Genomic DNA, 15358 nt, shown 5'->3' with positions numbered 1-15358 from the left:
AAAAAAGATTTGGTTCTGCTTCTCACAGAACCAAATCTTTTTTATTTATTCATTGTTTTTAAAAATGCCCAGTTACCAATTGATCTTGAACCGTATTCTATCTCCATAAAGTCTAGTAGGACATAATCGTTTTTTTCGTAGAATGAGGCATTTCTTGCTGTGCTGGTAATGAAACCCAAGTGTTTACAGCCTTTTGATTTGACATAAGGTTCAATTCCTTGTGTCAGAAAAGTACTGCCTATTCCCTGCCCCTTACTTTCTATATTGACAGCTAAAGCCATCAAATACCAATCAAACTCTCCAGATTCTTCTAAATGCTTTTTGGAACGTTTTACAAAGTCAAAGTATTTAAGGAAATTTTGCGGTCGAATGTAGCGAAAAATGTTTGTTCCTCCATTTCGTAGATAGGATAGTATACAGAAATCCTTTTGTTGCAAAAGGGCGACTGCTAGTAATTCTCCATCTTGTTCCGCAATTAAACAGTTTCCTTTTTTAATATAGACTCTAGTAAGCAGAATTTGCAATGTTTCTACAAAAGCAGGATAGGAGTCAGGTTTCTTCAAATCGTCTTTTAAAATCGTTAAAAAAGGATAGTCAAGAAAAGACTTGGCTAATAGTTTTCCAATTTTTTCGTATTCTTCAAGTCTTGCCTCTCGATATATCATGTCTCCCATACTTGTCTCCTTTGTTAGCCATAAAACCATGAATGATAGGATTTCAAGATAAAAAAATGGAGATGATTTAAAAAGCAAGTTAGAACCCAACTCTGTGCTATAAGGTTCAATAGCTTTCAAATCTCTCCAAGATTTTATTTGGTCGGAATTGAAATTCCAATTAATTTTTCTGAATAGAGGGTTTTGATATTGGCCTCATCAATAGAGTCCTTATTAATTTTACGTTTCAAGAAAAATTCTTGAATAGCTTCGATTTCAGGCTCGCGAATAGCGCGGTGTTTGTTTGAGATGAGGATTTCATAGTGAAGCGGAGCTTGGGTAAAAATAACATCTGTATTCCCTGCAGAATAAACCTCAACAAGGGTTGCATCTGTACTTTCTAGCTGGCTTTTTACAAGTTGCGAGTGTGAGTTTGTCGTATTGATAAGCTTCATAACATTTCCTCCGATTTTCTAATTCTATTATAGCACTTTTTGAATAAAGTAGCTTGATTTAGTCAATCTTATGCTGTTTTTTCCAAGATTCGATAGCCCATTTATGGCTACCACGTTTGAGATTTTCAATAGCCTCGTCAATAGGGAACCAGGCAATATGATTAAAGTCTTCTAGTGGTTTTTGCACTTCTTTGAAAGAAGTCGCTTCATAGAGGTAGGCAGGATTGTAGTAGTAGGTGTCACGATGACGAGAGTAGAAATATTCGTCAGCTTGTCCGTAATAGGTACCAATTTCAGCTGTGAAGCCGAGCTCTTCAATCAATTCACGCTTTAGGGCTTCTTGATGATTTTCACCTGCTTCAATTTCACCACCTGGTAAGAACCAAGCACCATTAGGAGCTTGAACTAAGACTATTTGTTTTTGTTTAGCGTCAGGGATAACTGCATACACTCCATAGCGTGCAACATAGTCTGTATTCGCTTTTTTTTCTCCGAAAGTTGGGTTTGCCATTGAATTTTCCTCATTATCTAGTATCGTTATTATTATCATAATGGACAAAGGGCAAGCTGTCAAGAAATTACAGTTATTTTAGTAAAAAAGAAGCAGAAAAATTTCATTTTCTACTCCTTTTATATAGTATTTATTTTTCTGTTTCAGAAGTTTTAACTTCAGCTTTTTTGGCAGATTTGATCTGAATGTTTCCCTTGCTAGTCATAACTGCCTTTAGGTCTTTTTCGCTTGGATTTTCAAGGTAGTAGTCAGTGATTGCGTCCTCAATATAGTCTTGAATAGTACGACGAAGTGGGCGTGCTCCCATTTTTGGATCATAACCGAGGTCAACCAATTTTTCCTTGACCTTTTCAGTTACATCCAAATGAATGTTGTTGCTAGAAAGGCGCTTGTTAACGTCTGCTAGCATAAGCTCGACAATCTGAAGGAGGTTATCCTTGCTGAGAGACTTAAATTCGATAATACCATCAAAACGGTTCATAAACTCTGGGCTAAAGAAGTTACCGAGTTCACCGAGAACAGAATTGGTACGTCCTTCTCTAGCAGCCCCAAATCCAACGCTGGCTTCTGCCTTACCTGTACCTGCATTTGAAGTCATGATGATGATGGCGTCCTTGAAGCTAACGGTACGTCCCTGCCCATCTGTCAAACGACCATCGTCCAAGACCTGGAGGAACATGTGCATAACATCTGGATGGGCTTTCTCTACTTCATCCAAGAGAATAAGAGAATATGGATTGCGGCGGACTTTTTCAGTTAATTGCCCAGCCTCATCGTAGCCAACATAACCTGGAGGGGCACCAACTAATTTAGCTACACTGTGTTTTTCCATGTATTCGCTCATGTCAAAGCGTATCATACTGTCAGCAGAACCAAAAAGTTCAATGGCTAGTTGTTTGGAAAGTTCTGTCTTACCGACACCAGTTGGTCCGACGAAGAGGAAGCTTCCAATTGGACGGTTAGGCGTACCGAGACCGACACGATTACGGCGAATAGCTTTTGCAATCTTATCGACAGCATCGTCTTGTCCAATAACATGAGATTTGAGGTCTTCAGCTAGATGGATGAGTTGAGATTGTTCTTTCTCTTTCAAATCTCCAACAGGGATATTGGTTTTCTGCTCGATAATGTGCTCAATGGTTTTCTCACTGATGATAGGAGTATCTTGGTCTGTGACCTTTTTCTTTTGCATTTCCTTATACTTGGCAATCTGATCGCGGAAGTAGGCGGCCTTCTCAAAATCTTCCTCTCGTGTAGCTTGAGATTTAAGATTTTCAGCCTCAATCAAGCGCTGATCGATTACTTTAGGATCCACAAAATTCAAGGTCAAGTTCATCTTTGAACCAGCTTCATCTAGGAGGTCAATGGCCTTGTCAGGCAAGAAGCGATCTTGGATGTAGCGATTGGACAGAGTTGCAGCTGCTTCAATTGCAGCATCAGTATACTGAACATGGTGGTAGTCTTCGTATTTCTTTTGAATACCTTTGAGGATAGTGATTGTTTCTTCCACCGTTGGTTCATCGACCTTAACAGGTTGCATGCGACGCTCTAGGGCAGCATCTTTTTCAATGATACGGTATTCATTGAGGGTAGTAGCACCGACCAGTTGCAGTTCCCCACGAGCAAGGGCAGGCTTGAGGATATTTCCTGCATCCATATTGCCATCGCCCGCAGAACCAGCACCAACAATTTCATGGATTTCATCGATAAAGAGAATGATGTCCTCACGTTTGCGAATTTCTTCCATGAGTTTTTGCATGCGTTCTTCAAATTGTCCACGGATACCTGTTCCTTGGACCAGGCTAACTACATCAAGACGGATGACCTGTTTGCCTTGTAGTTTATGTGGAACGTCGCCATCAACGATTTTCTGAGCTAGACCTTCGACAACGGCAGTTTTTCCGACACCAGGTTCACCGATAAGAACAGGATTATTCTTGGTTCTGCGATTGAGAATTTCGATGACACGGATAATCTCATCGTCGCGGCCAATAACGGGGTCAATATCTCCACGACGGGCAATTTCAGTTACGTTGATACCAAATTCTTCCAGCAGGCNTTTTTCTTGGCTTGGTGGAGGAGTTTGAGCAGGTCCACGNTTTTGGGAACCATAACCGCCATTTCCACCGTAACCTCCACCTGATTGGGTTGGGGGAGTCGGTGGAGTGTTGTTAGAAGGTCTAAAATTGTTTAGGTCATTGAAGAAATCACCAAAGGGATCAAAGTCACGATTGTTCAGATCCGTAATACCTTTAAAGAGGCTATTGTTAGGATCTGTCTTGATAATCTTATAGCAGTTTTGACAGAGGTCAATTTGTTTTTGCTTTCCATTGAGATTGGTATAAAGATGAATTGTTGAGTCATTGATTTTACAGTTTTGACAAAGCATACATCTACCTCATTTCTTTCTTTAGCTTGGCCTGTTTAATGGTCAAAAATAGTCAAATTTCTATACTCTCATTATAACAGGATTGGGGTGTAAAGCAAGTAAAAAGATTGCAGCTTTGAGAAGTTGTTATAATGAAAATATTTGTGGATTTGGACTATAAAAAAAATCCTATTTGTGAGACAAAAAGGATTTTGGTTAGACATGCAGGGTGTAATCCCAGCTTGTTTTGTATTAGTAAAGGAGTTCGTAAATCTCCATTGCAATCAAGTCAATGCTGTCAAACGTATAAGTTTCGCGAGCTTCTACATCACGAAGGGTAAAGATTGATCCGTTTTCTTCGTCGTGGCTGTATGCAACTTCTGCAACAACAACTCCTTCGCGTTCAAAATTACGTTTTAAATTTCCGCCGTCTTTTGCCATTGCTTCAAGGCGGTTGATGATTCTAACCAAATGTGATTCCATTTTGATTCTCCTTCATTTCTTATCGTTACTATTTTACCATAAAGAAGGTCAACTTGCCTAGAAAAAACTAAGATTTCTCGCTAATTCTACCAGCTTAAAGATTTTTTGAATAAATTAGACAAAAGATTTGAATTTTAATTCAACTCATGTTATAATCATACAGTATTCTATTTTAGAAAGCAGTGAGACTATGAATTTTTCTTTTTTACCAAAGTATTTACCTTATTTTAACTATGGGGCTGTTGTGACGGTTCTCATTTCTATCTGCGTTGTCTTTTTTGGGACTATTTTGGGTGTTGTCTTGGCTTTTGGGCAACGTTCAAAGTTTAAACCGTTTGTTTGGCTCGCCAACTTGTACGTTTGGATTTTCCGTGGGACACCGATGATGGTTCAGATTATGATTGCCTTTGCCCTTATGCACATCAATGCTCCGACTATTCAGGTTGGAATTTTAGGTGTTGACCTTTCTCGTCTGATTCCAGGGATTTTGATTATCTCTATGAACAGTGGTGCTTATGTTTCTGAGACTGTTCGTGCCGGAATTAATGCGGTTCCTAAGGGTCAGTTAGAGGCGGCCTATTCTTTAGGGATTCGTCCTAAAAATGCGATGCGCTATGTGATTTTGCCACAAGCTATCAAAAATATTTTGCCAGCATTGGGAAACGAATTTATCACTATTATCAAGGATAGTTCCCTCTTATCAGCTATCGGTGTCATGGAGTTGTGGAATGGGGCTACAACAGTTTCTACAACAACCTATCTACCTTTAACACCACTTTTATTTGCAGCCTTTTATTACTTGATTATGACTTCTATTTTGACAGTAGCCTTGAAAGCTTTTGAAAAACGTATGGGACAAGGAGATAAAAAATAATGACAGAAACCTTGATAAAAATTGAAAATTTACATAAATCCTTTGGAAAGAATGAAGTATTGAAGGGCATCAACCTCGAGATTAAAAGAGGAGAGGTTGTCGTCATCATCGGTCCTTCAGGAAGCGGGAAATCTACCTTGCTTCGTTCTATGAATTTGTTAGAAGAAGCGACCAAGGGGAAGGTTATCTTTGAAGGAGTCGATATTACGGACAAGAAGAATGATCTGTTTGCCATGCGTGAGAAGATGGGCATGGTTTTCCAACAATTTAATCTCTTTCCTAATATGACTGTGATGGAAAATATCACCTTGTCTCCTATCAAGACCAAAGGTGAAAGTAAGGAAGTTGCAGAGAAGAGAGCTCAGGAACTTTTGGAAAAAGTTGGTTTACCAGATAAGGCAACTGCTTATCCACAGAGTTTGTCAGGTGGACAGCAACAACGGATTGCCATTGCGCGTGGTTTGGCAATGGAACCAGATGTTTTACTCTTTGACGAGCCAACTTCAGCCTTGGACCCTGAAATGGTTGGTGAGGTTCTAGGTGTTATGCAAGATCTAGCCAAGTCAGGAATGACTATGGTTATCGTAACACATGAAATGGGATTTGCTCGTGAGGTGGCAGACCGTGTCATCTTTATGGCAGACGGTGTGGTTGTTGAAGACGGAACACCTGAACAGATTTTTGAACAAACCCAAGAACAACGGACTAAGGACTTCTTGAGTAAGGTTTTATAAGTTAGCTTTGTTTAGCTATTTGTAACTAACTTTACATATAAAATATAGATTAATGAAAAGCTCGAACCGAGCTTTTTCTTATAGTTTGAAACTATAAGATAGCCTAGGAAAGAAGTGTTAGAGGGGATTAGCAGTTTTTGGTATAATGGAAGATATTTGAAAGAAAAGAGAAGTGATATGACACAGATTATAGATGGGAAGGCTCTAGCAGCTAAGTTACAAGGACAGCTGGCTGAAAAGACTGCAAGATTAAAGGAAGAAACGGGGCTAGTACCTGGTTTGGTAGTGATTTTGGTTGGGGACAATCCTGCCAGCCAAGTCTACGTTCGTAACAAGGAGAGATCAGCCCTTGCGGCTGGTTTCCGTAGTGAAGTTGTGCGAGTTCCAGATACCATTACTCAAGAGGAATTGTTAGACTTGATTGCCAAATACAATCAAGATCCAGCTTGGCATGGAATTTTGGTCCAGTTACCATTACCAAAACATATTGATGAAGAGGCAGTTTTGTTGGCCATTGACCCAGAAAAGGATGTGGATGGTTTCCATCCCTTAAACATGGGGCGTCTCTGGTCTGGTCATCCAGTCATGATTCCTTCTACACCTGCAGGGATTATGGAAATGTTCCATGAATACGGGATTGACTTAGAAGGTAAAAATGCGGTCGTCATCGGTCGTTCCAATATCGTTGGAAAACCTATGGCCCAGCTTCTTTTGTCAAAGAATGCTACAGTGACTTTGACCCACTCACGGACTCATAATCTTGCCAAGGTGGCTGCTAAAGCAGATATTCTGGTTGTTGCAATCGGTCGTGCTAAGTTTGTGACTGCTGACTTTGTAAAACCAGGTGCAGTTGTCATCGATGTCGGGATGAACCGCGATGAAAATGGTAAGCTCTGTGGGGATGTGGATTATGAGGCAGTTGCCCCACTTGCTAGCCATATTACGCCAGTTCCTGGAGGTGTAGGTCCTATGACCATTACTATGCTGATGGAGCAAACTTATCAAGCAGCACTCCGGACATTGGATAGAAAATAAGAGAAAAATTTTCCGAGGAAAGTGTATTTTCTATAGCTATATCTAAAATGGCAGAAATGAATATTAAATTTTAGAAATAAATTTATAAAAGGAGGTATGCGCCTCCTTTTTGTTGTATAATGGAGTGAGGTGATTAGATGATTTTAAAAATTTATAATAGGGAATATAGTTTACAATGGGATGGAATATACTACTTAGCACTAATTGATTATCCAAATATTCAAGAGTGGGAATTAGAAAAAATTGCTAAATTTATAGCTTACGAAAAACTTCATAAACGTCAAACAAGTATTGAGTGTGCTGATTCTTGTTTAAAAAAAGAAATTTTAGATTACATCTGTCAGCATCCCTTTCTGCCACCATTTACCCCTACAGATAAAAGAGTAGCCTCGACTTATGATCTACATAAGAGGTTAGTGACTTCAGATTACTGTAGTCATACTACGACTATAGATGCAGCGATTTCTATCTTTAAAACAGGTCAGCTCTTATCTGCTGTGAAAGCCTTTGGGCGAGATGCTGAGGAGTTGGTTTTGGATAGTCGAAATGCTGCATCGGATCCGATAGATTATTTTGACTATGTCATGTTAGGGTGGTCAAATACAAGTTCTGGTTATCGATTAGCGATGGAGCGTTTATTAGGTCGAGCTCCTTCAAAGAAAGAATTACAAGACAAGTTTATTCCTGGAGTGAGTTTTCATTTTATCTATACAGATTTGATTAAAGTTACTGGTTATATTTTTGATGGCTACCATGTTGCAAAAATTAAGGACGTGTTGAATTTATTTAGTGAGTTGTATATTTGCATTATTCCAACTCATAATAAGAGCCAATTTGAAAATATTATTCCAACTAAAATACAAGATAGGGTGCATTATCTTGACTATGCTGGAGAAGACTTAGAAGAGTGGAATAAGAAAGTCTATCAAGTTGTTTTAAAACAATCAGATAAAGGATAGTTGAGGAAAAAACGATGAAAGTGATTGATCAAACCTTACTAGAAAAAGTCATTATTGAACGTTCTCGTACAAGTCATAAAGGAAACTATGGCCGTCTGCTGTTACTGGGTGGGACTTATCCTTATGGTGGTGCTATCATCATGGCTGCTTTGGCAGCTGTTAAAAGTGGAGCTGGTTTGGTGACTGTTGGAACAGATAGGGAAAATATCCCAGCTTTGCACAGTCATTTACCTGAGGCTATGGCCTTTTCTCTTCAAGACCAGCAACTGTTAAAAGAGCAGTTGGAGAAGGCAGAAGTGGTCTTAGTGGGACCTGGTTTAGGAGACGATGCTTTTGGAGAAAATCTTGTAAAACAGGTCTTTGCTAGCTTAAGCCAAAATCAGATTTTGATTGTAGACGGAGGGGCCTTAACTATCCTTGCTAGAACAAATTTGTCATTTCCTTCCAGTCAGCTTATCCTAACTCCCCACCAAAAAGAATGGGAAAAATTGTCTGGAATTACTATTGAAAAGCAAAATGAAGATGCAACAGCTAGTGCCCTGACTTCTTTTCCTCAAGGAACAATTTTGGTGGAGAAAGGTCCGGCTACTCGTATTTGGCAGGTTGGCCAGTCTGATTATTACCAGTTACAGGTTGGTGGTCCCTATCAGGCTACTGGGGGAATGGGGGATACTCTGGCTGGAATGATTGCAGGATTTGCAGGCCAGTTTAAACAAGCCAGTCTTTATGAACTCGTAACTGTAGCGACCCATCTTCATTCAGCCATAGCCCAAGAACTAGTTCAAGAACATTATGTGGTCTTGCCGACGGAAATCAGCAGTCATCTTCCCAAAATAATGAAAAAAATATCTCAAAAAGGCACCTGATTGTTTCAGGCGCCTTTGTATTTTTTAGAAAAATCCTTTAATCTTTCCAACGAGGCCATCTAGACCTTCAGAACCAGAAATCAACTGCTGAGCTTGCGAGAAGTATTCTCCGAGTTGATCTTGATTTTCTGCAACGAATATTTTTGCAGCTTCAAAATCTTTTGTCTCGATTAGTTCTTTTACTTGATTAAACAAATCTAATGGGTTCATCTTATTTCTCCTTTTCTGTACTTACCTATTTAATCATCTTTATGATAAAAAATCAACTGTTGCTGCTTTTGGTTAGGACCTGTTTTATCTACAAGTTCTCATATCTAAGATTCTAACTAACAAAACAAGGTGGACATAAAAATAAAAATGTTCGGATTTTTCCAGTGTATCCATGAAATAAAAACGGATACATGTTATAATAAAAGCAGCTCTTTAATGGAGGTGTTTGAGTGGAAAATCTGAAGAAAATGGCAGGTATCAAGGCTGCTGAGTTTGTCAATGATGGCATGGTTGTCGGACTGGGAACGGGTTCTACTGCCTATTATTTTGTCGAAGAAATCGGTCGCCGTATCAAGGAAGAAGGGTTACAGATTACAGCTGTAACAACTTCTAGTGTGACCAGTAAACAGGCTGAAGGGCTTAATATCCCACTCAAGTCTATTGACCATGTAGACTTTGTCGATATGACAGTCGACGGGGCGGATGAAGTGGATAGTCAGTTTAACGGAATAAAAGGTGGTGGTGGTGCCCTTCTGATGGAGAAGGTTGTGGCAACGCCCTCAAAAGAATATATTTGGGTAGTGGATGAAAGCAAGCTGGTAGACAAACTGGGTGCTTTTAAATTGCCTGTGGAAGTGGTTCAGTATGGCGCAGAACAGGTCTTTCGTCGTTTTGAGCGAGCTGGCTACAAACCAAGTTTCCGTGAAAAAGACGGCCAACGTTTTGTGACCGATATGCAGAATTTTATCATTGACCTTGCCTTAGATGTCATCGAGGATCCAATTGCCTTTGGCCAAGAATTGGACCATATCGTTGGTGTCGTGGAGCACGGCTTATTCAACCAAATGGTGGATAAGGTCATCGTTGCTGGACGAGACGGGGTTCAGATTTTAACTTCAACAAAAGCAAACTAATCAACATAATAAGGAGACACATTATGTCAAAATTTAATCGTATTCACTTGGTGGTATTAGATTCTGTAGGAATCGGTGCTGCACCAGATGCTAATAACTTTGTCAATGCAGGAGTTCCAGATGGAGCTTCTGACACACTGGGACATATTTCAAAAACAGTTGGTTTGAATGTGCCAAACATGGCTAAAATCGGTCTAGGAAATATTCCTCGTGAAACTCCTCTTAAGACTGTAGCAGCGGAAAGCAATCCAACAGGATATGCAACAAAATTGGAAGAAGTTTCTCTTGGTAAGGATACTATGACTGGACACTGGGAAATCATGGGACTCAACATTACTGAGCCTTTCGATACTTTCTGGAATGGATTCCCAGAAGAAATCCTGACAAAAATTGAAGAATTCTCAGGACGCAAGATCATTCGTGAAGCTAACAAACCTTACTCAGGTACAGCTGTTATCGATGACTTTGGACCACGTCAGATGGAAACTGGGGAGTTGATTATCTATACTTCGGCTGACCCTGTTTTGCAAATTGCTGCCCACGAAGATATTATTCCTTTGGATGAATTGTATCGTATCTGTGAATACGCTCGTTCAATCACTCTTGAGCGCCCAGCCCTTTTAGGACGTATCATTGCCCGCCCGTATGTAGGTGAACCAGGTAACTTTACTCGTACAGCAAACCGTCGTGACTTAGCCGTTTCTCCATTTGCACCGACTGTTTTGGATAAATTGAATGAATCTGGTATCGATACTTATGCTGTTGGTAAAATCAATGATATCTTTAACGGTGCAGGAATCAATCATGACATGGGACACAACAAGTCAAACAGCCACGGAATTGATACATTATTGAAGACCATGGGACTTGCTGAATTTGAAAAAGGATTCTCCTTCACAAACTTGGTTGACTTTGATGCCCTTTACGGCCACCGTCGCAATGCTCATGGTTACCGTGATTGCTTGCATGAGTTCGATGAACGCTTGCCTGAAATTATCGCAGCCATGAGAGAGAACGACCTTCTCTTGATTACTGCGGACCATGGAAATGACCCAACGTATGCAGGAACAGACCACACTCGTGAATATATTCCATTATTGGCCTACAGCCCTGCCTTTAAAGGAAATGGTGTCATTCCTATCGGACATTTTGCAGATATCTCAGCGACAGTTGCGGATAACTTTGGTGTTGAAACTGCCATGATTGGGGAAAGTTTCTTAGATAAATTGGTATAAGATGACGCGATATGCTTTACTTGTTCGGGGCATTAATGTCGGTGGGAAAAATAAAGTTGTCATGGCGGAGCTTCGGCAAGAACTGACAGAGTTGGGACTGGAAAAAGTTGAAACCTACATCAACAGTGGCAATATTTTCTTTACTTCGACAGACCCCAAAGAACGATTGGTTGAAAAGTTAGATGCATTCTTTGCAGTCCATTATCCATTTATTCAGAGCTTTTCTTTACTGAGTCAGGAAGATTATGAAGAAGAGCTGAAGAATCTGACAGATTGGTGGACCAAAGATTTGGCACGAAAGGATGTCCTCTTTTACACGGAGGGATTGGATGTGGCTAAAGTCATTGAGACAGTTGAAAGTTTGGAATTGAAAGATGAAATCGTTCATTTTGGAAGACTTGGGATTTTCTGGGGGAAATTCTCTGAGGAATCCTACTATGCAACTGCCTATCATAAGTACTTGCTCAAGATGCCTTTTTATCGCAACATCACCATTCGCAATGCCAAAACTTTTGACAAAATCGGTCAAATGCTAAAAAATAATAAAGGAGAACACAATGACATTTTTAGATAAAATCAATGAAACAGCTGCTTTCCTGAAGGACAAGGGAATCCAAACGCCTGAGTTCGGTCTAATCCTTGGATCAGGACTGGGAGAACTGGCAGAAGAAATCGAAAATCCTGTTGTAGTAGACTATGCAGATATTCCAAACTGGGGCCGTTCGACAGTAGTAGGTCACGCTGGTAAATTGGTATATGGAGAACTTGCAGGTCGCAAGGTCTTGGCTCTTCAAGGTCGTTTCCATTTCTACGAGGGCAATCCTCTGGAAGTTGTGACTTTCCCAGTTCGTGTGATGAAAGTTCTCGGATGTGAAGGTGTCATTGTAACCAATGCAGCTGGCGGTATTGGATTTGGTCCTGGTACCTTGATGGCTATCTCAGACCATATCAATATGACGGGGCAAAACCCATTGATGGGTGAAAACTTGGATGATTTTGGTCCACGTTTCCCAGATATGTCTAAAGCCTACACACCAGAATACCGTGCTACTGCCCATGAAGTGGCTAAAAAACTTGGTATCAAGCTTGATGAAGGTGTCTATATTGGTGTAACAGGTCCGACTTATGAAACCCCAGCAGAGATTCGTGCCTATAAGACACTTGGTGCAGATGCAGTTGGTATGTCTACAGTTCCTGAAGTTATTGTTGCAGTCCACTCTGGCTTGAAAGTTCTCGGTATTTCATGTATTACTAACCATGCTGCAGGTTTCCAAGAAGAACTCAACCACGAAGAAGTTGTAGAAGTGACTGAACGTGTTAAAGGCGACTTCAAAGGCTTGCTTAAAGCGATTCTTGCAGAATTGTAGTCATGTTAATAGAATTGAGAAGTATTTTTCGAAAAATCCCTTATAATTTTAGATTATTCCTAGCAGTAATTCTACAAGGAATAGTTTCGGGTTTATCTGGTATATTTCTCCATTATCTTTTAGAGATAGTAGAGAGTCTAGCTTTTGGTCAATCAGAGCATCATAGTGGATTTTTGACAGATGGAGTTTCCTCGTTACGGATAGGATTAAGTTTAATAATTGTGGGTCTTGGCTCATCCTTGGTCTGGTATTTCTTGCAAAAAGGGTCAAAGATTTATTCCATCAAAGCTCAGATGAAGGATGAGACTTCACAATACAAGCTTCATTTTTTAAGACAGCTATTTCATTCAATTTGGCAGATTATTGCAGTTGGAGGGGGAGCGCCTATTGGCAAAGAAGCTGCGCCACGAGAAATTGGAACTCTATTTGCAGGACAAATTGGAAAAATATGTTTTCTCTCTAAGAAGGACCAAATCTTTCTCCTTGCTTGTGGTGCTGGTGCTGGTTTAGCGGCTGTTTATCAGGTTCCATTAACAAGTGTCTTCTTTGTTTTTGAAACCCTAGGAATTGCTCTATCTATTAAACGATTTGTCTTAGTCGGTTTGACTACCTATGTTTCAACCTATATAGCAGGCTTGGTTGTTTCAGATCAGGCTCTCTACCAGATTCCAGCCATCACATGGTCATTAAAGGAAATATGGATTATTCCCTTATTACTTCTTTTCTTAACCCCACTAGCTTGGCTTTTTGGTCGCTTAAGTAAGGCAGCGTCTTCAAACAGAATAAAAGATAAACGAATACTTCTCACATTGCCCTCAGCTTTTCTTTTTCTTATTGGATTAGCAAGTTATTTTCCACATCTACTTGGAAATGGACGTATGATGGCTCAGGAAATTTTAAATGGTAGCAGTGGTCAAACAGTGCTTCTCATGTTTTTCCTAAAAGCAGTGGTCGTTCTTATTATCCTTTGGGCAGGGGCCTATGGTGGTACTCTTACGCCATCTTTTGCCTTGGGGATGGCTGGAGCTGGTCTCTTTGGAATGATTCTAGGTGGGGATAGCCAGCCAAGCATTTTGCTTTTGGGATCTGTTTGCTTTTTGTCTGTGACCTTGAGGGCTCCCTGGTCTGCAACTGGATTAGTAATAGGATTCACTGGGATCGGTTTAGATTCTCTTCCGTATCTCTTAGTAACAGCTGTTTTAGCCTATGAATTTGCAAAAATGTTAGACCGCTTTCCTTGGGCTAGCATACTGTGTCAGAAGTCAAAGAATAAAGTAATTAGGTAGGAAATGCCCATTTCTTCTAATCAAGGATTTATCTTAAAAGATTAAAAACTATTGTCAATTTATCAATAACTGTTTGAAATAAAAAAGAAGTAGGCTTATCGGAGTCACGATTGAATTTGATTTTTCCTAGCTATGAAATATAAAAATAAAAAAAGAAAGGTAGAGCGTGTGTTCTGATTTGAACACGAGCGGAAAACTTTTCTAAAAATCAGAAAGCAAGGGAAGTTCTGGCTTGAATTGAATCCGGGCTAATCTTCTCAATATCATCAAAATTAAGAAAGAAAGGAATTGAACCCACCCTAAAAGCAGTGGGAAAAAGATAGTTGGTCTAGCGAGCATCGCTCACTGCACCCAACTCCTATTTTCCCTATGCTTTTTGACGGGTTTGGTATCTTTCTGATTATAAATTTTAGAATAAAGAAAGGATGGATTAACTGTATTCATTGAACTGAATACGGGCGGAGAACTGTGTAAAAAAGATAAACTGTCTAGCATCTGAGATGCTTCGTCAGTTTCCTATTTTTACTTTGTTCTCTGTCGCTATCCTGAATATAAAAAAAGAAAGGTAGAGTGAGGTGTTCTAATTTGAACACGAGCGGGAAACTCGGAAAATAGATAATCTGACTGAGAAATCAGGATTTCTCGTCAGATTCCTAATTTTCAGTCGTTTTCTTGTCGCTCTTTGTATCATAAATTATGTCTATCCATATTGCTGCTCAGCAGGGTGAAATTGCTGATAAAATTCTTCTTCCTGGGGATCCTCTTCGTGCGAAATTTATTGCGGAGAATTTCCTTGAAGATGCTGTTTGTTTTAATGAAGTGCGTAACATGTTTGGTTACACTGGTACTTACAAGGGCCACTGTGTATCTGTCATGGGAACTGGGATGGGGATGCCATCGATTTCGATTTATGCGCGTGAGTTGATTGTTGACTACGGTGTGAAAAAATTGATCCGTGTGGGAACAGCAGGTTCATTGAATGAAGATGTTCACGTCCGTGAATTGGTTTTGGCGCAGGCAGCTGCAACCAACTCTAACATTATCCGCAATGACTGGCCACAGTACGATTTCCCACAAATCGCTAGCTTTGATTTGCTTGACAAGGCCTACCATATCGCCAAAGAACTCGGTATGACCACCCACGTTGGGAACGTTTTGTCATCTGATGTCTTTTATTCAAACTACTTTGAAAAGAACATCGAACTTGGTAAATGGGGAGTTAAGGCTGTGGAAATGGAAGCAGCAGCACTTTACTATCTTGCTGCCCAACACCATGTTGACGCCCTTGCTATCATGACTATTTCTGATAGTTTGGTCAATCCAGACGAAGACACAACTGCAGAAGAACGCCAAAACACCTTCACTGATATGATGAAGGTTGGTTTGGAAACATTGATTGCAGAATAAT

Annotated in this window: 17 protein-coding genes; 11 read left to right on the top strand and 6 right to left on the bottom strand. The window is 40.0% G+C overall.

The annotated features are described in order from the left end of the window. Positions 1-41: 41 nt before the first annotated feature. From D8848_RS00755 to D8848_RS00735, 5 genes are all read right to left on the bottom strand, one after another. On the bottom strand, positions 42-674 hold the full coding sequence (locus tag D8848_RS00755; protein ID WP_125443001.1) for a GNAT family N-acetyltransferase: 633 nt from the start codon (positions 672-674) through the stop codon (positions 42-44). Positions 675-808: 134 nt separating this feature from the next. Further along, positions 809-1108 carry a DUF1827 family protein gene (locus D8848_RS00750; protein ID WP_125442832.1) on the bottom strand — a complete coding sequence of 100 codons (300 nt, stop codon included), beginning with the start codon at positions 1106-1108 and terminating at the stop codon, positions 809-811. A gap of 58 nt (positions 1109-1166) precedes the next feature. Next, positions 1167-1619: an NUDIX hydrolase gene (locus D8848_RS00745; protein WP_125442831.1), complete on the bottom strand. Its 453-nt coding sequence runs from the start codon at positions 1617-1619 to the stop codon at positions 1167-1169. A gap of 130 nt (positions 1620-1749) precedes the next feature. Continuing rightward, positions 1750-4008, bottom strand: a complete 2259-nt coding sequence (locus D8848_RS00740; RefSeq protein ID WP_125450634.1) for an ATP-dependent Clp protease ATP-binding subunit — start codon at positions 4006-4008, stop codon at positions 1750-1752. Positions 4009-4239: 231 nt separating this feature from the next. Beyond that, positions 4240-4470, bottom strand: coding sequence for a DUF1797 family protein (locus D8848_RS00735; protein WP_000443570.1), 231 nt, complete (start codon positions 4468-4470; stop codon positions 4240-4242). A 190-nt stretch (positions 4471-4660) separates the two neighbouring features. Here D8848_RS00735 and D8848_RS00730 point away from each other — a divergent pair, with 190 nt between their 5' ends. The 5 genes from D8848_RS00730 (at position 4661) to D8848_RS00710 (ending at position 8938) form a co-directional block, all read left to right on the top strand. Next, positions 4661-5344 (top strand): amino acid ABC transporter permease, encoded by a 684-nt coding sequence (locus D8848_RS00730; protein WP_125442829.1) that lies wholly within the window; start codon positions 4661-4663, stop codon positions 5342-5344. After that, entirely contained in the window at positions 5344-6078 is a 735-nt protein-coding gene (locus D8848_RS00725; RefSeq protein ID WP_023946442.1) for an amino acid ABC transporter ATP-binding protein, read from the top strand. Before D8848_RS00730 ends, D8848_RS00725 begins: the two co-directional genes overlap by 1 nt. Positions 6079-6255: 177 nt before the next feature. Beyond that, the gene (locus D8848_RS00720; RefSeq protein ID WP_185756828.1) at positions 6256-7113 is read left to right on the top strand and encodes a bifunctional methylenetetrahydrofolate dehydrogenase/methenyltetrahydrofolate cyclohydrolase; all 858 of its coding nucleotides are present in this window, start codon (positions 6256-6258) and stop codon (positions 7111-7113) included. Between the two features lie 137 nt (positions 7114-7250). Beyond that, entirely contained in the window at positions 7251-8072 is an 822-nt protein-coding gene (locus D8848_RS00715; RefSeq protein ID WP_125442827.1) for a phosphate ABC transporter ATPase, read from the top strand. 14 nt (positions 8073-8086) lie between these two features. Beyond that, on the top strand, positions 8087-8938 hold the full coding sequence (locus D8848_RS00710; RefSeq protein ID WP_125442826.1) for an NAD(P)H-hydrate dehydratase: 852 nt from the start codon (positions 8087-8089) through the stop codon (positions 8936-8938). 24 nt (positions 8939-8962) lie between these two features. Here D8848_RS00710 and D8848_RS00705 read toward each other — a convergent pair whose 3' ends face one another. After that, on the bottom strand, positions 8963-9148 hold the full coding sequence (locus D8848_RS00705; protein WP_125442825.1) for a hypothetical protein: 186 nt from the start codon (positions 9146-9148) through the stop codon (positions 8963-8965). 230 nt (positions 9149-9378) lie between these two features. Here D8848_RS00705 and rpiA point away from each other — a divergent pair, with 230 nt between their 5' ends. The 6 genes from rpiA to deoD all read left to right on the top strand — a co-directional run bounded on the left by rpiA (position 9379) and on the right by deoD (position 15357). After that, positions 9379-10062, top strand: a complete 684-nt coding sequence (gene rpiA / locus D8848_RS00700; RefSeq protein ID WP_125442824.1) for a ribose-5-phosphate isomerase RpiA — start codon at positions 9379-9381, stop codon at positions 10060-10062. Positions 10063-10085: 23 nt separating this feature from the next. Then, positions 10086-11297, top strand: a complete 1212-nt coding sequence (locus tag D8848_RS00695; protein WP_125442823.1) for a phosphopentomutase — start codon at positions 10086-10088, stop codon at positions 11295-11297. A 1-nt stretch (position 11298) separates the two neighbouring features. After that, a complete protein-coding gene (locus tag D8848_RS00690; protein ID WP_125442822.1) occupies positions 11299-11871 on the top strand; it encodes a DUF1697 domain-containing protein in 573 nt (190 codons plus the stop codon). Continuing rightward, a complete protein-coding gene (locus D8848_RS00685) occupies positions 11855-12664 on the top strand; it encodes a purine-nucleoside phosphorylase (protein WP_125442821.1) in 810 nt (269 codons plus the stop codon). The genes D8848_RS00690 and D8848_RS00685 overlap by 17 nt, the downstream gene beginning before the upstream one ends. A gap of 2 nt (positions 12665-12666) precedes the next feature. Continuing rightward, positions 12667-13950 carry a chloride channel protein gene (locus tag D8848_RS00680; RefSeq protein WP_125442820.1) on the top strand — a complete coding sequence of 428 codons (1284 nt, stop codon included), beginning with the start codon at positions 12667-12669 and terminating at the stop codon, positions 13948-13950. Between the two features lie 696 nt (positions 13951-14646). Next, positions 14647-15357: a purine-nucleoside phosphorylase gene (gene deoD, locus D8848_RS00675; protein WP_125442819.1), complete on the top strand. Its 711-nt coding sequence runs from the start codon at positions 14647-14649 to the stop codon at positions 15355-15357. Position 15358 lies beyond the last annotated feature (1 nt).

The organism is Streptococcus mitis, from assembly GCF_003942775.1.
GTDB lineage: Bacteria > Bacillota > Bacilli > Lactobacillales > Streptococcaceae > Streptococcus > Streptococcus mitis_CN.
The sequence above is the reverse complement of the archived record's forward strand: the minus strand, read 5'-3'. Positions and strand labels throughout refer to the sequence as shown.